Below are 23,075 nucleotides of genomic sequence, written 5' to 3'. Positions count from 1 at the left end.
GCTCAACGCTCCGTAGTCGATGAAGGCGCAGCCGCACTGGCTGTCGGCGTCGGGCTATCGACCGGCGCGGCTTCGATCGGCGTCGGCTCGACCGGTGCCACGTAGCTGCGGCTCTCGCCCATGAATCGGCGCCGGTTCACCTCCCACGCGGCCTGGCAGCGCGCGTCGACACTGTCCGCCGCCAGCGTGCGACACCGCGCCAGCTCGGTCAGGAGCGGATCGGTGTTGGCGGGTGCCGTCGCGTCGGGGGCCTCGCCGACCGTATAATGCGCGGCCGGCGGCGCCGGATCGCTCAAGGCGACCATGGCGCATATCCCCGTCGTTGCCGCCGCCGCCGCAATCGTGACCGATCGCCAGCCAAACCCGGCGAAGCGGCCGCGTGCCGCGCGCGTCCGTTCCTCAGTCACGGAACAGCGTCACGCTCTGCGGCACATAGCCCGCGCCAGGTGCCAGGAACCGCCGGGTCTGTTCGCGGCCTTGCGCTTCGTCCGCGGCGGCGCGCGCGGCCTGGATCGCCGCTGCGCGCGATTGCGCCGCGACCATGGCGGTCAGGTCGGCGAGCTGGCGCGTCTGTAGTGCCAGCAGCTGATTGCCAGCCTGCGCCGCCTGCAACGCGCCTGTGGCTCCCTGGCTGGCGGTCACCAATGTCGACGTCTGATCGCGTGTGCCGTCGATATTGCCCGTCACGGTCGCGCCGGTGCGGAGTGCATCCTGATAGGCCGCCAGCGCATCGGTCCAACGCGTCTGCGCATTGGTGACGAGTGCGCCTGACGAGGTGCCGGCGAGCGATCCTGACGGATAACGCTGACTGAACACCTGATCGATATTCTCGACCTTGTAGGCGATCTGCTGAGCCTGGGTGATCAGCTGGCGCGTGCGGTCGATGTCCCGCTGGATACTCGACAGTATGCTGGTCGGCAGGTTGGCCAGATTTCGCGCCTGATTGATCAGGCTCTGCGTCTGATTCTGGATCTGGGTGATCTGATTGTTGATCTGTTGAAGCGTGCGGGCGGCGGTCAGCACGTTTTGCGCATAGTTGCTCGGATCATAGACGATCCCGCCGAACTGGGCGTCGGCTGGAGCGGCAATCATCAGCGCCAAGGCCGCGGCGCCAAGGGCGAGCGTTGGTTTACGAAAGCGGGTCATGCGAAAGTCTCCTGAGGTTCGAGGGCATCATTGGTGAGATGATCGGCGGCCCAGCCGAGGCCGCGGTGGCGCAGCCAGGCGGCGGCAAAGCCGTCGGCGCCGTGCCGCTCGATCAGCGTGGTGATCGCGGAGAGGTCGCTGCGCTGCGACGCGGCGGCGAAGGCTAGTGCGACCGGCCCGAGGCCAAGATCGAACAGCCGGTTGCCGAGCGCCGACTGGCAATAATAATCGCGCTTGGGCGTCGCCGAGGCGATGATCTCGATCTGACGATCGTTGAGCCCGAACCGGCGATAGATGCCAGCGATCTGCGGCTCGAGCGCGCGCTCATTGGCGAGGAACAGCCGCGTCGGGCAGCTCTCGATGATGGCCGGCGCGATCGCCGAGCCTTCGATGTCGGCGAGGCTCTGGGTGGCGAACACGACGCTCGCATTCTTCTTGCGGAGCGTCTTCAGCCATTCCTTGAGCTGGCGGCCGAACATCGGATCGTCGAGCGCGAGCCAGCCCTCGTCGATCAAGATCAGCGTCGGCCGGCCGTCGAGCCGCCGGCCGATAAGGTGGAACAGATAGGCGAGCACCGCCGGCGCGGCCGGCGTGCCGATCAGCCCCTCGGTCTCGAAGGCCTGGGCATCACTTTCCCCGAAATGCTCGACATCGGCATCGAGCAGCCGGCCATACGGACCGGACAACGTATAGGGTGCGAGCGCGCGCTTGAGCCCCGATGCCTGGATCAGCACGGTGAGGCCGGTCAGCGTGCGCTGGGCGACCGGCGCGTCCGCGAGGCTGCCGAGCGCGGCCCACAGATGGTCCTTCACCTCGGGCGTGATCGCGAACTCTTCGCGCGCGAGAATCGCGGCGAGCCAGTCGGCAGCCCAGGCCCGCTCATCCGGTTCATCGATCCGGGCGAGCGGCTGCAACAACACCGGCGCGGCATCACCGCCAAGCGCACCACCCAGATCGTGCCATTCGCCGCCGACACCGACCGTCGCCGCGCGGATCGAGCCGCCATGATCGAACGCGAAAATCTGCGCGTCCTCGTAGCGGCGGAACTGGAGCGCCATGAAGGCGAGCAGCACGCTCTTGCCCGAGCCGGTAGGACCGACGACCAGGGTATGGCCGACATCGCCGACATGGAGCGAAAGCCGAAACGGGGTCGCGCCCTGGGTGCGGGCATGAAACAGCGGCGGCGCCTTGAAATGCGTGTCGCGATCCTGGCCGGCCCAGACGGCCGACACCGGCATGATGTGGGCCAAGTTGAGCGTCGAGATCGGCGGCTGACGGACATTGGCGTAAGGGTTGCCCGGCAGCGAGCCGAGCCACGCTTCGATCGCGTTCAGCCCTTCGGCGATGCACGCGAAGTCGCGGCCGCGCACGATCTTCTCGATCGCCTTAAGCCGGAAATCGGCGTCGCGTGGCGTGTCGCCCAGCACCGTGATGGTCGTGGTGACATAGGCGTAGCCCGCGATATCCGCACCGAGATCCTGCAGCGCCGCGTCGGCTTCGGCGGACTTGTTGGCGGCATCGCTGTCGACCAGCACGCTCGCTTCGTTGGTCAGCACTTCCTTGATGATCGCAGCGAGGCTCTTGCGCTTCGAGAACCACAACCGGCGAATGCGCGTCAGCATCCGCTGCGCCGACACCTTGTCGAGGCAGATCGCCCGCGTCGTCCAGCGATAAGCGAAGCCGAGCCGGTTGAGCTCGTCGAGCATCCCCGGCACGGTCGAGGCTGGAAATCCGGTGATCGAGAGGCAGCGCAGATGCTTGTCGCCAAGCTGCGGTGCCAGCCCGCCGACGAGCAGTTCGTCCGCCAGCAGCGCGTCGAGATGCATCGGCGTCTCGGGCACCGTGATGCGCTGATCGCGGGTCGAGATCGTCGAATGGATATAGGTCAGCGTCTCGGCCGGCGAGAGCCACGCCGCTTCGGGCATCACGCCCTCGATCATGTCGAGCACTCGGCCCGTATCGCGTTCGAAATCGTCGAGATGGTCCCCGGCCGTCGCCACATCCTGCGCGCCGCCCTCATAGAGCAGAGACGCCGCCTTCGATGTGTCGTCGGCCGGCGGCAGCCATTGCAGCGTCAGATAATAGGCGCTGGTGAAATTGGGCTGGGTGACATCGCCGCCTTCGAACAGATCGCGGCGTTCTTCATCGATCAGCGCCGAGACCGGATCGGCGAATCCGTCCGAGATCGGATAGCCCGGCGATGGCTTGCGCTGCGCCTCGACATAGATCGCCCAGCCCGTGCCGAGCCGCTTGAGCGCGCTGTTGAGCCGCGTCGAGGTCGCCATCAGCTCGGCCTTCGTCGCGCTATCGAGGTCGGGGCCGCGAAACCGCGCGATGCGCAGGAAACTGCCGTCCTTGTTGAGGATGATCCCAGGCGCGATCATCGCTGCCCAGGGCAGGAAATCTGAGAGCCGCGACGCGTGGCGGGCATGTTCACGCAGGAACATCATGGGTTCAGCTTTCGAAAAGAGTGGGAAGGGCCATGTGTCGGCGCGCGACGGGCAGGATCTGCGGATCGTGGCGCGCGGCGAACACGGCGAGGCTGTGCCCCACCACCGCCATCACCAGCCCGGCGATCCAGAGCCGCAGACCGATGCCGATGGCGGCGGCGAGCGTTCCATTGACGATCGCCAGCGCGCGGGGTGCGCCGGCCAGTAGGATCGGCTCGGCGAGCGCCCGATGCACTGGCGCCGCAAATCCGGGTAGATCCTCCTGCATCAGACCAGCGCTCCGCCGCCGAAGCTGAAAAAGCTCAGGAAGAAGGACGACGCCGCGAATGCGACCGACAGGCCGAACACGATCTGGATGAGCTTGCGGAAACCGCCCGACGTGTCGCCGAACGCGAGCGTGAGGCCGGTGATCACGATGATGATCACGCCGATCACCTTGGCGACCGGCCCCTGAACCGAGTCGACGATCGACTGGAGCGGTGTCTCCCACGGCATGCCAGTGCCGCCCGCCCAGGCGGGCATGGCGTAGAGGGTCATGGCAGCAGCAAGGCTTGTGCGCTGGAGGGTCTTCAATCTGGTCATGGGTGGACTCCTTGGGCTTGGACAATGGGGAGAAGTCGGTAGCTGCCGTCGGGCTCGAGCCCTTCGACGCGGACGAGCTCGGAAAGTCGGCGTTCGATGCCACGGCCGGTCAGCACCGCGATTACGTCGATCGTCTCGGCGATCAGCGCGCGCGGGACATGGGCGATGGCCTCGAGGATCAGTTGCTCGAGCCGGTGCAGCGCGGCGGTCGCGGTGCCGGCGTGGATCGTGCCGATCCCGCCTGGATGGCCGGTGCCCCATGCTTTGAGCAGGTCGAGCGCCTCGGGACCGCGAACCTCGCCGATCGGGATGCGATCGGGACGCAAGCGCAGGCTGGAGCGCACGAGATCGGTCATGGTGACGCCGGGCGCGGTCCTGAGTGCCACGACATTGGCGGCATCGCAGCGCAGTTCGCGCGTGTCCTCGATCAGGATGATGCGGTCCTGACCGCCTGAGGCGATTGCCAGCAGCGCGTTGGTCAGCGTGGTCTTGCCGGTCGATGTGCCGCCCGCGACGAGGATGTTGGCACGGGTCTGCACCGCCTGCGCGAGATAGGCCGCTGCGGTCGCAGTCATCGTGCCGGCGGCGACATAGTCGGCAAGTGCCAAGGGCAGGCTTGCTGGTCGCCGGATCGAGAAGACCGGCTCCATCACCACCGGCGGTAAAAGCCCTTCGAAGCGCTCGCCGCCTTCCGGCAGCTCCGCCGAGACCCGTGGTGAACCGCGATGGACTTCGGCACCGACATGATGTGCGACGAGCCGGATGATCCGCTCCGCCTGCATCGGCGACAGCCGTTCTTCGGTTCTCACCATGCCGCCGTCGAGCCGATCGACCCAGAGCTGGCCATCGGCATTGAGCATCACCTCGGCGACTTCTGGCTCATCGAGCCAGGCCGCGATCGCTGGTCCCAGCGCGCTCTTCAGCATCGCGGTGCCGCGTGCGTGGACGATGGCCGAGGGCTGGATCAATTGGGGCTGCCTCCGTTGTTGCGGGCGGCGCCATCGCCGCGTCGGAGACAGGTAAGGAATACAAATTTCAGGCGGTTACAACAGCATTGCGCAGGCGGCGTAGGATCGGCGCTCGTTGGATATCTAGCGGTCGGTCAGACTGTGGCTCAAAGGATAGTGCGAGGCCAACGTGGCCTCTCCTAACGAATCAGTTGCCGCCAGAACGAGCACGTTGGAGGTTCACGTCTGAAAGTAGAGGCGTTGCCAGATTATAATGCGACATCCGGCAGATGTCCCCAGTCTCGTCGTGATGAGGTGCCCATGCCCGCTATCTCGCATTTCATTGTATGGATCAACTATCGCATTGCTAGCGATGATCTGGCGGATCAAGCGCTTGCAACCGAATATCGAACGCAGAGCTGGGTGATGCGAGAGCTCATCGAAGCAACTGCTGCCGAAATGACGGCAGGGCAGATCTCCGAGGGCTGGCTCGAAAAGATGGGGGCACAGCGGCGCGTCTGCGATGAACTGACAAAGCGGGTCTATGAGCGAGCACAGGTTCTCGTGGCCGCAGGGGCGTCACCGGCAGACGAGGCCGCAGTCGCCCGTGATTGGCGGGCGCGGGCGGCTGGAATTCACCTCGTCGAATGGCCTGACAGCGATAGTGATGATCCGCCATCTACAATCAACTTCAGCCGCCACCAATGATCGTTGTGCTCTCAGCGTCCCAGCGACATATTTGGGCCGGGCCAACCCGGCGTCATAGTGAGGGGGCCTGCCGCGATCGCGCGACGCACTGGATTTGACCGATGCGGGGGAAGCCCATTGAATCCGTGGCCAGCGATACCTGACGATGTCGTCGCCTGGTTCCGCAGTATCTTCGCCGATGCTCACCGGGCGGTCTACGAACGTCTCGTCAATCTTCCGAACATCCGCGAGACCTCGCTCGATGATGCCCTGATTGAAGCGCTGATGCCCGAAAGCGCCCTAACGCTTCTTCCCTCCGGTGCGATCATTGCGCTCTTGGCCCAAAGAGATCTCGCCCCAGCGGCGCCCTAATTTCCTGCTCAGCAAATATGGACATTTTGCCAAATATTCGCTGATAGGCGACATTCACTGGACATAAAATATACTGAAATTCGAAATTGAAGAGCAGGCGAAATCCGTTCCTCGACTGCCCGCATTGTCGCAGTGCGAGCGCCTGAGCGAGCAGCGGCCTCGATTTTGTTGATCGGGTAGCGCATTATCGGAACCGGACGCCGGGAGGGTGATCATGCACGAAAACGACAATAACGAATCCGGCCAGCCGGTCATCGTCATCACCTTTTTCGGACCCATAGGCAGCCAGCCAAAATTTGGCTTGCGCAAAACTCGTTAAGAATGCCGACCACGCAGCGATTTGCTGTCTTGGCGTAATCAACGCTCGTCGGCGATTGCGGTGCCGGCTCCAACCGGCCCCAATATCTTGACAATATGATCGTTCCAGACCCGCAGCGCCTGACGCTTTTCTTCTCTCCAATCGTGCCGTTGATAGATACCCGCCACCCCGGATCTTGAACCGCCAACATGGTTCAAAACCGCTTCGGTAACTTCAAATCGAACGCCGAGGCGCTGGAAGCCGGTAGCCAGAGTGCGTCGGAGGTCATGTAGTCGCCAAGGAGGTAGGGGCCGCCCGTATGACTGACCGATCAACCGGTCGAGTTTGGCCTTGCCCTTGGCATAGCCAGTGAAGCCAGCGCCTGTGGAAGTCGGGAAGACGCGCCCATGCTTGGGCCACTTCTCCCCCTTTGCGACCAAGTCCAGTTCGGTGATCGCCAAATCGTTTAGTGGCACGGTGTTCGGCTCGCCATTCTTGGTGCGGTGGCTTGGCAAGCGCCACTCGCGAGTCTCGCGCTCCAATTCGTCCCAGTTTAGCCCAGTCACCTCCTCCCGGCGCTGACCGGTCACGATCAACAGTCGGACGATCGGACCAAAGCACCGGTGGGTGTTGGGAACCTGTTCCCAGATTAGCTTGAGTTCGGCATCGAGGAGCCAGCGGTCCCGCGGCTTGACAGGTGGTGGGGTTTCCATTCCCTCCATCGGGCTATGCACGATGTCACCACGACTCACCGCCCATTTGAACAGGCGACGAAGGACAGCGAACACATTGCGCTTATTTGCCGTCTGCTCGTCCGGCATTCGGTCGAAGACGGCGACCACGTCCGACCTAGTGATGGTCGGCAAGGGCTTGTTGCCGAGGACGGGCTTGAGGTGAAGCCGGATGGACCGGTTAACTAGAGTCTTCCAACCCTTGCCCTTGCACGCAACGCTGAAGCTATCGGCATACTTCGAAAAGGCGAGGTCCACCGCTTCCCGACGTCGCTTCTTGTCTTCCTCCATCGGGTCAATGCCGCGAGCAACGAGAATGAGGAGGCGGACCGCCTCTTCGCGAGCCGTGGCCGGGGTCCAGGGCGAGCCATTGGCTCCAATGGTGTAGCGGCGCGTCGGCGATTCGCGCCCACCCATACGGAATTGGACGACGTAGGACGCCGCTCCGGACGCTGCGACCCTAACTCCGAACCCCTTGAGATCTTCATCCCAAAGGAAGCCAGTCATCCCGCTCGATTGGAACGCATCAAGCGTGCGTTTGCTGATCCTGCCGGTCGCCATTGCAATACCTCGTGTACCGCAAAAGTAAGCACCGTGCAATCACCATCACGGAAATCGCCGGATAGTGCAGCGCGCAATTTCGTAGATAACATATTGGTTTTTAGTAATTTAAAAAAATAAGCCTTTGACCTATTTTCGTCTAAAACGGAAGTACCAGACCTCATGCCCGTACACCGTGCGCGCCTTGTGCTCATAGCGCGTTTGCGGCCAGCCGCCGGGGCGAACCTGAAAGTCCTTGGCTTCCTTGGCCAGCCATTCGAACTTGTCGGTGTGGCGCTGCATCACCATCAACGCGTGGCGGACATAGATCGCATGGTCGGTGCCGAAGCGAAATTCGCCGCCGGGCTTCAATTTGCGGGCGAACATTTCCACCGGGCCGTCATTCATCATCCGGCGCTTGGCATGGCGCGCCTTGGGCCATGGATCGGGATGCAGCAGATAGAGCATGGTGAGCGAACCATCGGGAATGCGTGACAACACCTCCAGCGCGTCGCCATGATGGATGCGCACATTGGGGATCGGGGCGTGGGCGCCATTGTCGCCCGACACATGGGTCAGCGCCTGCGCCACGCCGTTTATGAAAGGTTCGGCCCCGATAAAGCCATGATCGGGCAGCATGTCGGCGCGAAAGGCCATATGCTCGCCCCCGCCAAAGCCGATCTCGAAATGCAGCGGGCGGTCCTCGCCAAACAGGCGCTGGGCCGTCACCTCGCCTTCCAGCGGCACGGCGATCTGGGGCAGCAGCGTGTCCACCAGCCCTTGCTGTCCGGCGCGCAGGGGCTTGCCTTTCGAGCGGCCATAGAGCCGGTTGAGCGTGGTGGGATCGCCTTCTTTATGCGCGGTCATGTCTGTGCCTTCAAGATTTCGCCCGGCGCGATTGGCAGGCCGTTAAGGCAGGGTCAAGGGCCAGCAGGCAATGGGATGCGCCATGTTTGCCCTTGGCTGCCTTGCGCTGATCGTTCTGCCCCTGCTCGGCTTTATCGCCGGATTGGTGATGGGCGGGCAAGGCGCGGGCCTGTGGGGCGCCGGGATCGGCCTGATCGCGGCCCTGCTGATGAGCGCCACCGCCGCCCTAGCACTGGTCAAGGCCGGCCGTAAAAGGTGATTGCAAAATGAAAAGCCCGCCTTCCTTGCGGAGGCGGGCCTTCATGTCGGGTTCTTCGGGGGCGGGCAGGTTCAGGCCGCTACAGCATCCTCGCCCGGATCGCGCAGCACATAGCCGCGCCCCCAGACGGTCTCGATGTAATTCTCGCCGCCGCAGGCATGGGCCAGCTTCTTGCGCAGCTTACAAATAAACACGTCGATGATCTTGAGTTCGGGTTCGTCCATACCGCCATAGAGGTGGTTGAGGAACATTTCCTTAGTCAATGTCGTGCCCTTGCGCAGCGAAAGCAGCTCGAGCATCGCATATTCCTTACCGGTCAGATGCACGCGGGCGCTGTCAACTTCCACCGTCTTGGCATCGAGGTTGACCGAGAGCTTGCCGGTGCGGATGACCGATTGCGAATGGCCCTTGGACCGGCGAACCACGGCGTGAATGCGCGCGATCAGTTCTTCACGGTGGAAGGGCTTGGTCACGTAATCGTCGGCGCCAAAGCCGAAGGAGCGGACCTTGGAGTCCATTTCCGAAATGCCCGAAAGGATCAGCACAGGCGTCTGGACCTTGGCCACGCGCAGCTTTTTGAGCACGTCATAGCCATGCATATCCGGCAGATTGAGATCCAGCAGGATGATGTCGTAGTCATAGAGCTTGCCGAGATCGAGGCCTTCTTCCCCGAGATCGGTCGAATAGACGTTGAAGCCCTCTGTGGTGAGCATCAACTCGATGGCCCTGGCCGTAGTCGGCTCGTCTTCGATCAACAGCACGCGCATATGGGTGAACCCCCTTGCCCCGAAACCCACGAACGCATCTTCACAGACGCATCCGCTATTAACCATAGGAGGAATGAACGCGAAAGGTTAATTTAATGTAAACCGGCACGGAAGCCCCCGTTTTTTTAGGGGAACTCGTAAACGCCCCTAATGCGATGCGCCCGACAAAGGGTAAAGGGGATGAACCCCGTAAATGTTGGGCGAAAGACCGCGCAACCGGTTGCCCGAACCGCTGCCAATCATGGTCCAGCGCACCGGCAAAGCCAGTGGAATGAACAGATTGGCCTCCATCACCTCGCGCTCAGCCTCGGCATAAAGGGCCGGGACCAGAGGGGCCTCGACATTCCATGCCTGGGCCACCAGATGGTCGACATCGGGGGTGCATACGGAATGCACACCGCAATGCAACTGGTTAAAAAACCAGACCGGAGAAGGATAACGCGCCACTTGATCGATCAGACGCAGATCGGCCGACTCGCCTATCCTCACCCGGCGCAGGCGCAGCCCGATCGCCGCCACATCCTGCGCCAGCCGGGCAAACAACACATTGCCGCCCACCCCGCCCGGCATCGCAATGCTCAGATCCAGCCCGTCGCCATCCTCGGGCTTTGCCGAAGCGCTGCGGGCCTTGGCCCATACCGCCACCCGCTGAACAGCTACGGCACGGCGCTGGTCCATATCCATATCGGTCCATCGCTCGGGGATCTGCACCTCGCCAATGCCCGGCGAAATCAGCCGCGTGGTCGGGCTCCAGCCCGGCACGCCGCCGCCCTGCGCACCCATTGCAGCCACCAGCCCCGCCCGGTCGATCACCATGGCCAGCGCGGCCCGATTCGTCGGCACCGCCAGAAAGCCGGAGTCTTTTTCCACCAGCAGGCCGAACAGGCCCGGCGCCACATCGAATCGCACCGAGCGCTGGCCCAGCAGACCGCGCTGGATCGGCGGCAGATCGGTGATCCGTCCGCCCAGCACCACATCGGCCCGGCCCGCCGCCAGATCGGCCACCGCCCTTTCGCCGCCCATCGCGCTGACCGCCAGCGGGCGCACGCCGGCCGCCCAGCCCTCGGACATCGGCAGGCCGCGCGCATCGGGCGAAATCGGTGTCAGCCAGTCCAGCCCATCGACATGTTTGCGCAGCATCGGCCCCGCGCCCCGTCCGCGATGCTCCAGCCCCAGTTCGGGCTGGGCCAGCAGTTGGAGAAAATTGGGCATGGGCTGGGCCAGCCGGATCTCGATCACGCGCCCGGCCATCGCACGAATATCCTCGATGACCGCCAGATCCTGTCCCAACGCGCGACCTCTTTGCGCGGCCATGGCGCGGCGCAGCGCCTGTTTCGCCGTCTCGCCGCTCAATCTGGTGCCGTCGGGCCATGCGCTGTCGCGCAGGCGGAAGATATAGCCGCGCCCCTCGTCCGCCACGATCCAGCGTTCGGCAAGGCCGGGCACGACCTTGCCTTCCTCATCAAGGCTGACCAGCCCTTCGGCGGTGGCGGCGCGCAATTCGCGCTCGAGCGAGGAGGGCCCCGAATCATCGACCATCACCACCCTCAGCGGCTGTTGCTGGGCCGAGCCATGGCAGGCCGCAGCCAACAGGGCAGCCATCAGTATGGAAATGCGGTTTTTGCGCAGCATGATTGCGCCAAGCCTAGAACAATTTGCCGCGCAGAGGAACGCCCGGCGCGCGCGATCTTATGCTTAACCCGTCAGATTTTGCGCAATTGGCCCGGAGTGACCTGTTTCATCGCCGCCAGCGGGCGCAGGGGCACAAAGCCCGAGTCGTCCGGGGCGGTCTGCGCGGCGCGCACGCTCTTGGCGTCGATTTCTTCGTTAAAGGCGATGCCGCAACGGTTGCCCTGAACCCATGCCACCGATCCGGCCACCCAGCCGACATTGCGCAATTCCACCTCAAGCGCCATGCCCGACACCACGCGCATATCGCCTTCGGCCATCAGCCCGCCGCTGGAAAGATTACGAATTTTGACCCGATGCACCGGGTCGCGCTCGCTGATACGCAGACAGGCCAGCATGAACAGGCTGTCCCGATTGATCTGGCGTTGCTCGTCACCGGACATGCGTAGGCTCACTTCCCGCTGCCATGGCCCATCCCGGCATGGATCACTCCAAACCAGAACAGGCCCGCTAATTCACAACAACGTGTTAACGCAAAATGGCAAACAAAGCGTAAATCTATCCGGTAACATGCGGATATCGGCGTTAATCGTCGCGTGATACCCGTTCACGGCGTTCATGAGCTTCCTGGGCTTCAACCGTCATGGTGGCGATCGGGCGTGCGATCAAACGGCCAAGCCCGATAGGTTCGCCGGTCACTTCGCAAAAGCCATATTCACCTTCCTCGATCCGGCGCAGCGCCGAGTCGATCTTGGAGATCAGCTTGCGCTGGCGGTCGCGAGTGCGCAATTCGATGCCCCAGTCGGTTTCCGACGAGGCGCGGTCATTGAGGTCGGGTTCGCGCAGCGGGCCCTCCTGCAACTGGCTGAGCGTATCGGCCGCCGCGCTCAGAATGAGCTTTTTCCACTGCTGCAACAGCCGACGGAAGTAGTCCAGCTGTTCCGCGTTCATGTATTCTTCGGCGTCGGACGGGACATAATCACCGGCCAGCGATCGCCTGGCCTTGACCAGCACATCGATTTCGTCTGCCAGACCACTTGCCATTATAACCCTCCGAATTCCGTCCGCGGGATTGATAAGCATCCCATTCTATCGCCCGGCCTATAGTTTGCCCCCTGAAGGTCCACAAGCGGCAAAGCCAAGTTTGGGCAGCTTAAACCACCGCAAAATTACGAATAGGGCGCGCCTTGCCCATGTTTGCGTGACAGGATCATGACATGAGCGCCATCACCCCCGAATGACGTCCTCCTACTGGCCGCAGAAATCAGCGACCCGTTTACCAGTTGTTATCCATCTTCCGACAGCTTCCATCTCATGAACGGGAAATGGGGAACTTCGACATGGGATACAACTGGACACAATCGCAGGACCATCTGTTAGGCGGTTCGGGCCATCAGGGAGCGGGGGAAATCACCGGCCTGATCGCCAATTGTCTGATCGCGGCCAGTCAGGGCTGCGCGGATGCTTATTTTGATCTGGGCGTGGCTTTTTCCACCGGCAGCCATGGCGCGGTCTGCGATCTGATCGAGGCGCATAAGTGGTTCAATCTGGCCGCGGTGGGCGGGCATGACGAAGCCGCGCATTGCCGCGCCGAAGTTTCCGAGGAAATGACCGCGCGCGAGATTGCCGAGGCCCAGCGACGCGCCCGCGCATGGATTGCGACCACGGCCCGCCGCGCAGCCTGACGGATACGCCGCGCGGCCCGAATCAGCCGCCGCGCCGGAAAGGCGTGCGCGCTTCCAGAAAATTCTGATCCTGCGCAATGCCTTCGCGCTCGCGCCGCAGGAAATCCTCGACCGCGCGGCGAAAACCGGCATGGGCGATGAAATGCGCCGATGTCGTGCGCACCGGCGCATAGCCGCGCGCCAGCTTGTGCCCGCCCTGCGCCCCGGCCTCGACCCGGCGCAGACCCAGCGCGATGGCTGCATCGATCGCCTGATAATAGCACAGTTCGAAATGCAGGAAGGGCTTGTCCACGCGCGCGCCCCAATAACGGCCATAGAGGCAATCGCGCCCGATGAAATTGAGCGCGCCCGCCACCGGATGATCGTCGATAAAGGCCATCACCAGCAGGATCTTGTCCGCCATCCTTTCGCCCAGCAGGTCGAAAGCCGCGCGGGTCAGATAGGGGTGGCCCCATTTGCGGCTGCCGGTGTCCTGATAGAACAGCCAGAACGCATCCCAATGTTCGGGGCGAATCGCATCGCCGGTCAGCGCGCGAATCGTCACCCCATCCTGCGCCGCGCGCCGCTCCTTGCGCAGGTTTTTGCGTTTGTCCGACGACAGCGCACCCAGAAAATCATCAAATCCGGCGTAACCGGCATTGGCCCAATGAAATTGAATGTCATGGCGAATCAGCCAGCCCGCCGTTTCAAAGGCCGCCACCTGATCGGGCTCAATAAAGGTGGCATGGGCGCTCGACAGCCCGGCATCGCGGCACATCTGCTCGGCGGTGCGAATCAGGGGAGGCATCAATTCGGGCGAGCGCGTCAGCAATCGCGGGCCAGTGGCGGGGGTAAAAGGCACCGCGATCTGCAATTTGGGGTAATAATCGCCCCCTGCCCGCTCCCACGCATCGGCCCAGCTATGGTCGAAAACATATTCGCCCTGGCTATGCGTCTTGACATAAGCGGGCAGCGCGGCGGCCAGATGGCCCGCTTCATGCTGGATCGTGATCGGCGCCGGGGTCCATCCGGTGCCCTCGCCAACGCTTTGCGAATCCTCCAACGCGGAGAGGAAAGCGTGGGAGACAAAGGGATTGCTCCCATCGGTCAAAGCGTCCCATTCCCGCGCCGATAGGCCGGACACGCCGGGCTGCACATGCGCGGTATATTGGGCTTCGCTCACGCCAGACCATCTCCTTCGGCAATCAGCGCATCGGCATGGTCCAACGCCACTTCGCGCTGGATGGCCCGGCGCACCGTCCATGTGGCGATGGGCCATGATTCGCGCCAATGCGCAACTGTATCATCGGGCAAACCGCGAATATCCACGGCGAGGAACTCTATTTCTGCGGCAGAAAACCGGCGCGGCATCAGCCATTTCGCGCGCCAGCCGCGCATATCGCGCGCCTCCAGCACCAAGCCGCGCAACACATCGGGCGCGTTTTGCGCAAACCAGCGCGGCGCGCGCGAATCGAAACTCATGACCGCCACCGGCCCGGCATAATCGGCCAGCGCCCTTGCCACGCTTTCACACAGAGGCGCCGGATCCTCGCGCTTTTCCAGCTTGATCTCGATCAGCAGCGGCACCCGGCCCGCCACCAGTTCCAGCATCTGCTCCAGCGTGGGGATCACATCGCGCGTTCCGGCAATCGGCAGGCGCGAAAGCACCTCCATGCCATGATCCTTCACCGGCCCCTTGGCATGAGTCAGCCGGTCCAGCGTGGCATCGTGAAACACCACCACAGTGCCGTCGCCCGCCAGCCGGACATCGCATTCGATGCCATATCCGGCCGCGATGGCACAGGTGAAGGCGGAGAGTGTGTTCTCCGCCCAATGGCCCATCCATTGTTCGCCGGATCGGGCCATATCATGCAGGCCCCGATGGGCGATCACCGCCCCGCGCAGCCAATCGGCCCTTTCCGTCATCCTCAGGCCTTGATCGCCACGATAGCGTCCACCTCAACCGCCGCGCCCAGCGGCAGAACCGGCACGCCCACCGCGCTGCGGGCATGCTTGCCGGCGTCGCCAAAGACCGCGACCATCAGCTCGCTGACGCCATTGGCCACCTTGGGCTGGTCGGTGTAATCGCCGGTCGAATTGATGAAAGCGCCCAGCTTCACAATACGTTCAACGCGGTCGAGGCTGCCCAGCGCGGCCTTCAATTGGGCCAGCAGCATCAGGCCGCAGGCGCGCGCGGCGGCATAACCTTCCTCGGTGGTCACGTTTTCGCCAAGGCGTCCCTTTACCAGAGCGCCATCGATGAAAGGCAATTGCCCCGAAACGTGGGCAAGCCCGCCAGCCTCGACCACCGGCACATAGGCCGCAACAGGCGCGGCCGCGACCGGCAGGGTAAGGCCCAGTTCGGTCAGGCGAGCTTCAACAGAATCAGTCATTGGTGTCTCCATGGAGTTGGGCCGTCAGCCAAGGCAAGGCGCTGGCCCAATCGTCGATCCGGGCGTGAGCATGGCCTTGGGTGAAAGCACAAGTGATATGTGGGGCAAGCAGAGGCTCGCCGCAAAGATGCAGGCGGGCAATGTCGGGCGTCACCTCGGATGCCGAGCCGTGATGCTGGGCGATATCGTCGATGAACACCGCGCGGCTGGGGCGGTATTCGTCAAGGATCGCGCGAATCGCCGGGCCTTTGGGGCCTTGGTTGGTGAACACGCGGATGTTCAGCCCATGATCGGCCAATTGCCTTGTGCGGGCCTCTTGCCGGTGATCCTCCAGATTGGTCAGGATCACGATATCGGCGTCGCGCGACAATGCCGTCATGCCCTCGATCGCGCCCGCGATGGGCGACTGGCGATGCATTTCGGTGTCGAAGAAAGCGCCCAGCAGGCGCCACATCTCCGCCCCCGGCACCGCCGATCCATCAGCGTAATGCATCGAGCGCGAGAAATCATTGCCGTTCATGGTGAAGGTGACGCCCTGCGTCTCGCCCAGCCAGTCGCGGAAAGGGGCGATCATGTGCAGCAGCACCTCGTCGCAATCGGAAATGACCAGAGGGCGCGCCATCATGCCCCCCAATCCGCATCATCCATCGGCGCGGCCAGCGCGCCATGGGCCTTTTCCAAAGCTTTGGGCGGCACGCCCAGCGCATCGGCGCAGGCGATCAGATCAGGTTCGTGGCTCAAAACAAACTCCAATATCGCGGCCAGCACCACGCGCTCGCCGATCCTTTCGCGCAATTCCTCCGGGCTCACCCCGGTCAGCGCCAGCAGACGGTCGGCATGATCGTCATCAGACAAAATCCAGCCCAAAGCAGCCAGAGCCAGACTTTCGGGCTCTCCATCATCGACTTTTACCATGCGCAGAATTGTCAGCCCCCTTGTTAGGTCCTAGAGCCTTGGCCCGAACGCATTACGATCACAGGCAGGCGCATGGCAAAGCGAATTATGGTTGTCGAGGACAATGACCTCAATCGCAAGCTGTTCTGCGATGTTTTGAAGAGTCAGGGCTTTACCGTCGAGCCGGTGGGCGATGGGCTGGAGGCGCTGGACAAGGCGCGGGCCTTTGTGCCCAATCTGATGATCATGGACATCCAGTTGCCCAATATCTCGGGGCTGGAGCTGATCGAGGGGGCCAAGGCCGATCCCTTGCTGCGCGCCATTCCGGTGCTGGCGGTGACGGCCTATGCCGGAAAGGGCGACGAGGAGCGCATCCGCGAGGCGGGCGCCGACGGCTATCTGGCCAAGCCGGTTTCGATCGGGCCCTTCATGGCGGCGGTCAAACGGCTGCTGGACAACGCGCCCGCTTGACATTTGCCCCGCGCCGCCGCTTTTGCGCCGCAATTGTCGGCCAGAGGGCCAACACCGCATTTGCATAAGGAATCTTGCATGGACCGCGCCGCCACCAGCGAAAAGATCGCCGCGCTGATCGAGCCTTTCAACAAGAAGGGCATCGCCATTTCCGACGCCACCAGCTTTGCCGGCGATCTGGAATTTGACAGCCTGACGGTGATGGATTTCGTGGCCGCCATCGAGGACGAGTTTGACATCATCATTTCGATGAACCAGCAGGCCGAAATCGAAACCTATGGCCAGCTCGTCGATGCCGTGGTCAAGCTCAAGGGTTGAAGATGACTGATCTTTTTTCTAAATTCGATCCCTTGATCCAGATGCGGACGGATCTTCTGTCCACAGGCGTAACCGATCCTTTCGGGCTGGTGATGGAAAAGGTGATCTCGCCAACGGTGGCCCTGTGCAACGGGCGCGAGACGATCCTGCTCGGCACCTACAACTATATGGGCATGACGTTCGACCCGGACGTGATTGCTGCGGGCAAGCAGGCGCTGGACGATTTCGGATCGGGCACCACGGGCAGCCGCGTGCTGAACGGCACCTATGCCGGGCACAAGGCGGTCGAGCAGGCGCTTTGCGAATTCTACGCCATGGATCATGCCATGGTGTTCTCGACCGGCTATCAGGCCAATCTGGGCATCATCAGCACGATTGCGGGCAAGGGTGATTACATCATCCTCGACATCGACAGCCACGCGTCCATCTGGGACGGGTGCAAGATGGGCGATGCCGAAGTCGTACCCTTCAAGCACAATGACATCGAGGCGATGGAAAAGCGCCTCAAGCGCATTCCCGAAGGCGCGGGCATTCTGGTCGTGCTCGAAGGCGTCTATTCGATGCTGGGCGATATTGCCCCGCTCAAGGAAATGATCGCGGTCGCCAAGAAATATGGCGCGATGGTGCTGGTGGACGAGGCCCACTCTATGGGCTTTATCGGCCCCAACGGGCGCGGCGTAGCCGAAGAGCAGGGCGTGCTGGATCAGGTCGATTTCGTGATCGGCACCTTCTCCAAGTCGGTCGGCACGGTCGGCGGCTTCTGTGTTTCGAACCATCCCAAGTTCGAGATCATGCGTCTGGTCTGCCGTCCCTATGTGTTCACGGCTTCGCTGCCCCCCTCGGTTGTGGCAACGGCTGCGACCAGCGTGCGCAAGCTGATGCATGCTGCCGACAAGCGCGCCCACCTGTGGGAAAATTCGCGCGTGCTGCATGGCGGCCTGCGCGAGCGTGGGTTCAAGCTTGGCACCGAGACGCCGCAATCGGCGATCATCTCGGTGATCATGCCCGATCTGGAGCGCGGCGCGGCCATGTGGGAAGCGCTGCTGCACGAAGGCCTCTATGTGAACCTGGCGCGGCCCCCGGCAACGCCGGCCGGCATGACGCTGCTGCGCTGCTCGCTGTGCGCCGCGCATTCGGCCGAGCAGGTGCAGACGATTATCGGCATGTTTGAGCGGGCCGGTAAGAAGGTCGGGATTATTTAAGGGGTTAAAGATGCGAGGGACTCGTCCCTCGCGCTCCCGTTACTGTCTTTGTTGCGCATCGGGTTCGGCGTTTTGTGTTGGACGCAATGTTGAAAAATTAAAGCCTGCGGCGCCATTGAATGCGCCGCAGGCTTTATTTGTATCGGTTTGACGCCACCCCATTAACGGGATTGCAAAGGGCCCCCGCCCTTTGCCCGCCGGAGGCAAACTTCACTTTACCTGCGTCAACGTTTCCATCGTCACCCCGGTGCATTCATCGGCCACAGCGCTCTTGTGCCCGCCCAACATAGCGGCGGCGACAAACCCGGCCACCACCAGCACGATAAACCCGGCCACCGCCACGGCGAGATACTTGTCGATCCACGCCTTGATCGGCGCGCCGAACAGGCGGAACAGCACGCCCACGATCATGAAACTGATCGAGCGCGAGATCACGCTGGCGAGCAGGAATTTGGCGATAGGCATGCCGATGAAGCCCGCCGTGATGGTGATAAGCTTGAACGGGATCGGCGTCGCGCCCTTGGCGATGATGGCGATAAAGCCCGCCTCGCCGCGCAATTTACATGCCGCGTAGGGGAAGCTGGCGGTCAAATGCAGCGCATCGAGCAGCTTTTCACCCACCATAGCAAAGGCGAAATGGCCGATGGCATAACCCAGCAGGCCACCCGCCACAGAAGCCAATGTGGTTATAATCGCATAACGAATCGCCCGATCCGGTCGGGCAAGGCACATCAGCCCCAGCACCGGATGCGGCGGAATGGGGAAGAAGCTGGCCTCGACAAAGGCGAAAAGCGCGAGCCAATATTCGGCAAACGGCCCGGCGGCCTTGCCCATAGTCCAGTCATACAGGCGGCGAAGCATCTGATTTCCCCTTCTATCCGCCGCGATGCTTAGCCAGCACAGAGCCTATGGGCAAGCGCGGATCACTTAACCCATATGGCACTTTTCCATTGACATCGTCACGCTTAATGGGTACATATAGTGAACATCGCGAAAGACCGAGTCGCTCCGGCCGCGAAAACCTTCAAGCAATGGATCAAAACTATGGCGGACAATCGCAAGTCCCGCCGTCAGGATGAGCTGACGGCGCCTCCACGGTGCGCCCATGCCGGATGGAGCGCAATCTTTCTGGCCGAACTGGCCGCGACATCGAATGTGACGGCCTCGTCGGCCAAGGCGGGGGTTTCGACCCGCGTGGTCTATGACACGCGCCGCCATGATGCCGAATTTGCGCGCGCCTGGCGCTCGGCCCTTTGCGAAGGTTATGACGCGCTGGAAATGGCGCTGCTTTACCGCCTGCGGGTGGGCGAGTTGAAACCGCCGACCGGCGCCAAGCGCGCCTCGCGCAGTTTCGACAATGCCACCGCACTGCGCCTGCTGGCCGCTCACCGCGAGACGGTCGCCCGCGAACGCGCCATCCGCGAGGAGGAGGACGCCGATGCGATCCTCGCTTCAATCAACGCGAAACTGGAAAAGATGCGCGAGCGCTGGCTGGCCGCCAAGGAAGCCGGAGCGGAAGCAGGGACGGAGGCGCCCGATGAGCAGTAAGCCGCGCCTGCTGGAATGCCTGCTGGCCCAGCCGATGGCACAAAGGCTGGCGGCGCTGGCGGTGCTGACCGGGGCAGAACGCGCCGAATTGCGCCACCATTGGGAGCTTTGGGCACGCCCCGAGCAATTGCCGCCGCAGGATGACTGGCGGATCTGGCTGGTGATGGCCGGGCGCGGGTTTGGCAAGACGCGGCTGGGGGCCGAATGGGTTCGCCGCGTGGCCACCGACAATCCCGATGCGCGGATTGCCTTGGTGGGCGCGTCCTTGGGCGATGCCCGCGCGGTGATGGTCGAGGGCGAGAGCGGCCTTCTGACCTGCTCTCCCCCGCGCCGTCGGCCCCGGTTCGAACCGTCGCTGCGTCGGCTGGTCTGGCCCAACGGGGCGCAGGCGACGATCTATTCGGCGGGCGAACCCGAAAGCCTGCGCGGGCCGCAACACAGCCATGCCTGGTGCGACGAGATCGCCAAATGGGATAATGCAGCGCAGCGGGCCGAGCAAAGCTGGAACAATCTCCTGCTGGGCCTGCGCCTTGGCGAAAACCCTCAGGCTTTGGCCACCACCACGCCGCGGGCGGTGCCTTTGCTGATGCAACTGCTGGATCAGGAGGATGCGATCGTCACGCGGGGCCGGACGCAGGACAATCTATCGAACCTGCCCGCGCGGTTTTTGAAGGATATGCGCCGCAGCTTTGGCCGTTCCGCCTTGGCTCGGCAGGAATTGGACGGCGAATTGCTGACCGATATCGAGGGCGCGCTCTGGACCCGCGCGATGATCGAAACCGTACGCGAGGCCTGCGCGGGAGCCGAACCCGTGCGCACCGTGATCGGGGTCGATCCCCCGGCCTCGGCAGCGGGGGATGCCTGCGGGATCATCGTCGCGCAATTGGGTGAGGATGGGGTGGCGCGCATCCTTGCGGACGCTACTGTCCAGCGCGCCAGCCCTGAAAAATGGGCCCGCGCGGTGGCCGAGGCCGCCGCCACATGGCGCGCCGACCGCGTTGTGGCCGAGGCCAACCAAGGCGGGGCGATGGTGGAAAGCGTGCTGCGCGCCGCCTGCATCGCCCTGCCCATCCGGCTGGTCCATGCCAGCGTGGGCAAGACGGCGCGGGCCGAACCGGTGGCCGCGCTCTATGAAACGGGGCGGGTGCGCCATGTCGGGGCCTTCCCCGCGCTGGAGGACCAGCTTTGCGGTCTGGTGTCGGGCGGGGCCTATCAGGGGCCGGGCCGCTCACCCGACCGGGCCGATGCCGCCGTCTGGGCGCTGACCGAACTGATGCTTTCCACCCGCGCGCCGCCGCGTGTGCTCGATCTGTAACATTTTCGCCCAACCACTTGTTTTGAAAGGCGATCCCATGACCTTCCTTGAAACAATCGCTTCCGCCTTCAAGGGCAAGGGAGCCCGTGTGCCGCTGGCCCAATCCTATGTCTCGCCATGGATGTTTGGTGAGAGCGGAGGGGGGCGGCTGCCCTTCGATTATCACCGTGCGGTGCGCCATGCCTATCTGGAAAACCCGGTGGCGCATCGCGCGGTACGACTGGTGGCCGATGGCATTGCCGGGGCGCCGCTGGCGCCGACCGATCCATCGCTGGCCATGCTGGTGCTGGAAACTTCGGCGGGGCAATCGCTGCTCGAAACGCTGGCCAGCCAGTTGCTGCTTCACGGCAATGCCTATGTGCAGATCCTGAAGGACGGGCTGGGCTATCCGGTCGAACTCTTCGCCCTGCGCCCGGAGCGCGTGACGCTGGCGTTCGGCAATGACGGCTGGCCCACGGGGATCACCTATCGCGTGGGCGACCGCTCGATGACGATCCCGATGTGCGATGCCGATGCCTCGCCCAATATCATCCATATCAAAGGCTATCATCCCGGCGACGATCATTATGGCGCGGGCTGCCTTGGCGCGGCGGATCAGGCGGTGGCCACGCATAATGCGGCGGCCAACTGGAACCGGTCCCTGCTGGAAAATGCGGCGCGGCCTTCAGGGGCGCTGGTCTATGATGCGGGCAATGGCGCGGGCCTTTCGGGCGAACAGTTCGACCGGCTGCGCGAGGAATTGAACCGGGTCTTTTCCGGCTCTCCCAATGCCGGGCGGCCGATGCTGCTCGAAGGGGGCCTCAAATGGCAGTCGATGTCGATGTCGCCCGCCGACATGGATTTCGCCGCACTGAAATCGGCCGCCGCGCGCGACATCGCGCTGGCCTTTGGCGTGCCGCCGATGCTGTTGGGCCTGCCCGGTGACAGCACCTACAACAATTACAAGGAGGCCAACAAGGCGCTCTGGCGGCTGACGCTGCTGCCGCTGGCCGACAAGCTGCTCTCCGCCATTGCCGAGGGGCTGGAGACATGGTTCCCCGATGCGCGTCTGGCCATCGACCTTGATCGCATCCCCGCGCTGGCCGAGGACCGGCAGGCGCTGTGGAGCCAGATCAACGCTGCCGGTTTCCTGACCGATGCGGAAAAGCGCGAGATGCTGGGCCTTCCGGCACTGGTGCAGCCATGAAGCGCGAGGACATGCTGGCACGGCTGATGGCGCAGGAAAATGCCGATGGGGGCGATCTGATCACCCTGCGCGCGATTGTCGAAGAGGCCAGCGAGTTGGGCGCGGCGCGGATGCTGGCGCGCATGGGGCTGAGCGATGATGGCGCCTCCGATGACCTTTCGGAACTGCGCGAACTGCTGCGCGCATGGCGCGATGCCAAGCGCAGCATGTGGAAAGCGGTGATCGATTGGGCGGTGCGCGCGGGGCTGGCCGCGGTGCTGGTGGGCATTGCCATGCGGTCGGGCGCGGGAGAATTGCTGAAATGACGGCAGAACCTGAAGATCGCCTGCGCTTTGCCGGCTATGCCGCCCTGTTCGACAAGCGCGATGCGGGGCGCGACACGATCCGCCCCGGCGCCTTTACCCGCACGCTGGCCGAACGCGACGCCCGCCGCCAAGGCCCCCTGCCCTTATTCTGGCAGCATAATCCGGACCAGCAGATCGGCTGGATCGAAAATGCCGCCGAGGATGAGCGGGGCCTGCGCGTGATCGCCCGGATCGACAATCCAGCGGGCGGCGCGGCGGCAGCATTGAAAACCGGCAAGGTCACGGGCCTGAGTTTCGGCTATCGCGCCCGCACCTTTGAACGCGATGCGCAGGGCCGCGAATTGCGCGACATCGATCTGTTCGAGGTCAGCCTGGTTAGCCACCCGATGCAGCATGACGCGCGGGTTCACATGATCGCCTCCCCTTCGGCCGCCTGAACCCGGCCTGACCATCCCCTTTTCCCGTTTTTCGTCGAGCCGCCATTTTTGGGGGCGGCTTTTTTGT

30 protein-coding genes are annotated in these 23,075 nt (G+C 63.4%); 12 read left to right on the top strand and 18 right to left on the bottom strand.

The window, feature by feature from the left end:
• Positions 1-2: 2 nt before the first annotated feature.
• Genes trbK-alt through trbB form a run of 6 tightly spaced genes read right to left on the bottom strand, consistent with a single transcriptional unit; the run spans position 3 to position 5,104 of the window.
• On the bottom strand, positions 3-407 hold the full coding sequence (trbK-alt, locus tag FHW96_RS05280; protein WP_371815635.1) for a putative entry exclusion protein TrbK-alt: 405 nt from the start codon (positions 405-407) through the stop codon (positions 3-5).
• Positions 400-1,146, bottom strand: a complete 747-nt coding sequence (trbJ, locus tag FHW96_RS05275) for a P-type conjugative transfer protein TrbJ (RefSeq protein ID WP_172339489.1) — start codon at positions 1,144-1,146, stop codon at positions 400-402. Before trbJ ends, trbK-alt begins: the two co-directional genes overlap by 8 nt.
• A complete protein-coding gene (trbE, locus tag FHW96_RS05270; protein WP_172339488.1) occupies positions 1,143-3,596 on the bottom strand; it encodes a conjugal transfer protein TrbE in 2,454 nt (817 codons plus the stop codon). The genes trbJ and trbE overlap by 4 nt, the downstream gene beginning before the upstream one ends.
• Positions 3,597-3,600: 4 nt before the next feature.
• Complete coding sequence (locus tag FHW96_RS05265; protein ID WP_172339487.1) at positions 3,601-3,864, bottom strand: VirB3 family type IV secretion system protein; 264 nt, start codon at positions 3,862-3,864, stop codon at positions 3,601-3,603.
• The gene (locus tag FHW96_RS05260; RefSeq protein WP_172339486.1) at positions 3,864-4,178 is read right to left on the bottom strand and encodes a TrbC/VirB2 family protein; all 315 of its coding nucleotides are present in this window, start codon (positions 4,176-4,178) and stop codon (positions 3,864-3,866) included. The genes FHW96_RS05265 and FHW96_RS05260 overlap by 1 nt, the downstream gene beginning before the upstream one ends.
• Complete coding sequence (gene trbB, locus FHW96_RS05255) at positions 4,175-5,104, bottom strand: P-type conjugative transfer ATPase TrbB (protein WP_172339654.1); 930 nt, start codon at positions 5,102-5,104, stop codon at positions 4,175-4,177. The genes FHW96_RS05260 and trbB overlap by 4 nt, the downstream gene beginning before the upstream one ends.
• 342 nt (positions 5,105-5,446) lie before the next feature.
• Between trbB and FHW96_RS05250 the strand changes: the two genes are divergently transcribed.
• Complete coding sequence (locus FHW96_RS05250) at positions 5,447-5,833, top strand: hypothetical protein (protein ID WP_172339485.1); 387 nt, start codon at positions 5,447-5,449, stop codon at positions 5,831-5,833.
• Between the two features lie 117 nt (positions 5,834-5,950).
• Complete coding sequence (locus FHW96_RS05245; protein WP_172339484.1) at positions 5,951-6,184, top strand: hypothetical protein; 234 nt, start codon at positions 5,951-5,953, stop codon at positions 6,182-6,184.
• A 357-nt stretch (positions 6,185-6,541) separates the two neighbouring features.
• Here FHW96_RS05245 and FHW96_RS05240 read toward each other — a convergent pair whose 3' ends face one another.
• Positions 6,542-7,774, bottom strand: coding sequence for a site-specific integrase (locus tag FHW96_RS05240; protein ID WP_172339483.1), 1,233 nt, complete (start codon positions 7,772-7,774; stop codon positions 6,542-6,544).
• Between the two features lie 129 nt (positions 7,775-7,903).
• The gene (locus FHW96_RS05235; RefSeq protein ID WP_172339482.1) at positions 7,904-8,620 is read right to left on the bottom strand and encodes a tRNA (guanosine(46)-N(7))-methyltransferase TrmB; all 717 of its coding nucleotides are present in this window, start codon (positions 8,618-8,620) and stop codon (positions 7,904-7,906) included.
• 82 nt (positions 8,621-8,702) lie between these two features.
• On the opposite strand from FHW96_RS05235, the gene FHW96_RS05230 reads away from it, so the two are divergent.
• A complete protein-coding gene (locus FHW96_RS05230; protein ID WP_172339481.1) occupies positions 8,703-8,879 on the top strand; it encodes a hypothetical protein in 177 nt (58 codons plus the stop codon).
• Between the two features lie 71 nt (positions 8,880-8,950).
• On the opposite strand, the gene ctrA is transcribed toward FHW96_RS05230, so the two are convergent.
• The 4 genes from ctrA to dksA all read right to left on the bottom strand — a co-directional run bounded on the left by ctrA (position 8,951) and on the right by dksA (position 12,319).
• Positions 8,951-9,646 carry a response regulator transcription factor CtrA gene (gene ctrA, locus FHW96_RS05225; RefSeq protein WP_168602964.1) on the bottom strand — a complete coding sequence of 232 codons (696 nt, stop codon included), beginning with the start codon at positions 9,644-9,646 and terminating at the stop codon, positions 8,951-8,953.
• Between the two features lie 147 nt (positions 9,647-9,793).
• Positions 9,794-11,248, bottom strand: a complete 1,455-nt coding sequence (locus FHW96_RS05220; protein WP_172339480.1) for an ABC transporter substrate-binding protein — start codon at positions 11,246-11,248, stop codon at positions 9,794-9,796.
• A gap of 101 nt (positions 11,249-11,349) precedes the next feature.
• On the bottom strand, positions 11,350-11,718 hold the full coding sequence (locus tag FHW96_RS05215) for a PilZ domain-containing protein (protein WP_172339479.1): 369 nt from the start codon (positions 11,716-11,718) through the stop codon (positions 11,350-11,352).
• A gap of 142 nt (positions 11,719-11,860) precedes the next feature.
• A complete protein-coding gene (gene dksA, locus FHW96_RS05210; RefSeq protein ID WP_172339478.1) occupies positions 11,861-12,319 on the bottom strand; it encodes an RNA polymerase-binding protein DksA in 459 nt (152 codons plus the stop codon).
• Between the two features lie 296 nt (positions 12,320-12,615).
• Here dksA and FHW96_RS05205 point away from each other — a divergent pair, with 296 nt between their 5' ends.
• On the top strand, positions 12,616-12,960 hold the full coding sequence (locus FHW96_RS05205; RefSeq protein WP_172339477.1) for a hypothetical protein: 345 nt from the start codon (positions 12,616-12,618) through the stop codon (positions 12,958-12,960).
• Between the two features lie 22 nt (positions 12,961-12,982).
• On the opposite strand, the gene FHW96_RS05200 is transcribed toward FHW96_RS05205, so the two are convergent.
• From FHW96_RS05200 to FHW96_RS05180, 5 genes are read right to left on the bottom strand one after another with little or no spacing between them, the layout of a single operon-like run.
• Entirely contained in the window at positions 12,983-14,122 is a 1,140-nt protein-coding gene (locus FHW96_RS05200; RefSeq protein WP_371815634.1) for a GNAT family N-acetyltransferase, read from the bottom strand.
• The gene (locus tag FHW96_RS05195) at positions 14,119-14,865 is read right to left on the bottom strand and encodes a glycerophosphodiester phosphodiesterase family protein (protein ID WP_172339476.1); all 747 of its coding nucleotides are present in this window, start codon (positions 14,863-14,865) and stop codon (positions 14,119-14,121) included. Before FHW96_RS05195 ends, FHW96_RS05200 begins: the two co-directional genes overlap by 4 nt.
• Before the next feature lie 2 nt (positions 14,866-14,867).
• Positions 14,868-15,332: a RidA family protein gene (locus tag FHW96_RS05190; protein ID WP_172339475.1), complete on the bottom strand. Its 465-nt coding sequence runs from the start codon at positions 15,330-15,332 to the stop codon at positions 14,868-14,870.
• Positions 15,325-15,954, bottom strand: coding sequence for an HAD family hydrolase (locus FHW96_RS05185; RefSeq protein WP_172339652.1), 630 nt, complete (start codon positions 15,952-15,954; stop codon positions 15,325-15,327). The genes FHW96_RS05190 and FHW96_RS05185 overlap by 8 nt, the downstream gene beginning before the upstream one ends.
• Positions 15,954-16,247, bottom strand: coding sequence for a DUF3572 domain-containing protein (locus tag FHW96_RS05180; RefSeq protein WP_172339474.1), 294 nt, complete (start codon positions 16,245-16,247; stop codon positions 15,954-15,956). The genes FHW96_RS05185 and FHW96_RS05180 overlap by 1 nt, the downstream gene beginning before the upstream one ends.
• Positions 16,248-16,319: 72 nt before the next feature.
• Between FHW96_RS05180 and FHW96_RS05175 the strand changes: the two genes are divergently transcribed.
• From FHW96_RS05175 to FHW96_RS05165, 3 genes are all read left to right on the top strand, one after another.
• Complete coding sequence (locus FHW96_RS05175; protein WP_172339473.1) at positions 16,320-16,697, top strand: response regulator; 378 nt, start codon at positions 16,320-16,322, stop codon at positions 16,695-16,697.
• A gap of 78 nt (positions 16,698-16,775) precedes the next feature.
• On the top strand, positions 16,776-17,015 hold the full coding sequence (locus tag FHW96_RS05170; protein WP_168602972.1) for an acyl carrier protein: 240 nt from the start codon (positions 16,776-16,778) through the stop codon (positions 17,013-17,015).
• A 2-nt stretch (positions 17,016-17,017) separates the two neighbouring features.
• Entirely contained in the window at positions 17,018-18,217 is a 1,200-nt protein-coding gene (locus tag FHW96_RS05165; protein ID WP_172339472.1) for an aminotransferase class I/II-fold pyridoxal phosphate-dependent enzyme, read from the top strand.
• Between the two features lie 210 nt (positions 18,218-18,427).
• On the opposite strand, the gene FHW96_RS05160 is transcribed toward FHW96_RS05165, so the two are convergent.
• Positions 18,428-19,078, bottom strand: a complete 651-nt coding sequence (locus tag FHW96_RS05160; protein ID WP_172339471.1) for a YqaA family protein — start codon at positions 19,076-19,078, stop codon at positions 18,428-18,430.
• Between the two features lie 183 nt (positions 19,079-19,261).
• Here FHW96_RS05160 and FHW96_RS05155 point away from each other — a divergent pair, with 183 nt between their 5' ends.
• Genes FHW96_RS05155 through FHW96_RS05135 form a run of 5 tightly spaced genes read left to right on the top strand, consistent with a single transcriptional unit; the run spans position 19,262 to position 23,008 of the window.
• A complete protein-coding gene (locus FHW96_RS05155; RefSeq protein ID WP_172339470.1) occupies positions 19,262-19,765 on the top strand; it encodes a hypothetical protein in 504 nt (167 codons plus the stop codon).
• Positions 19,755-21,080 (top strand): DNA-packaging protein, encoded by a 1,326-nt coding sequence (locus FHW96_RS05150; protein ID WP_172339469.1) that lies wholly within the window; start codon positions 19,755-19,757, stop codon positions 21,078-21,080. The genes FHW96_RS05155 and FHW96_RS05150 overlap by 11 nt, the downstream gene beginning before the upstream one ends.
• 37 nt (positions 21,081-21,117) lie before the next feature.
• Positions 21,118-22,266, top strand: a complete 1,149-nt coding sequence (locus FHW96_RS05145; RefSeq protein WP_172339468.1) for a phage portal protein — start codon at positions 21,118-21,120, stop codon at positions 22,264-22,266.
• Positions 22,263-22,571 carry a DUF6127 family protein gene (locus FHW96_RS05140; RefSeq protein WP_172339467.1) on the top strand — a complete coding sequence of 103 codons (309 nt, stop codon included), beginning with the start codon at positions 22,263-22,265 and terminating at the stop codon, positions 22,569-22,571. The genes FHW96_RS05145 and FHW96_RS05140 overlap by 4 nt, the downstream gene beginning before the upstream one ends.
• A complete protein-coding gene (locus tag FHW96_RS05135; RefSeq protein WP_172339466.1) occupies positions 22,568-23,008 on the top strand; it encodes an HK97 family phage prohead protease in 441 nt (146 codons plus the stop codon). Before FHW96_RS05140 ends, FHW96_RS05135 begins: the two co-directional genes overlap by 4 nt.
• The last annotated feature ends 67 nt before the right edge of the window (positions 23,009-23,075 follow it).

This window comes from Novosphingobium sp. SG751A (assembly GCF_013149295.1).
In the GTDB taxonomy this organism is placed as follows: Bacteria; Pseudomonadota; Alphaproteobacteria; order Sphingomonadales; family Sphingomonadaceae; genus Novosphingobium.
This window is presented reverse-complemented; position numbering and strand designations above follow the sequence as displayed.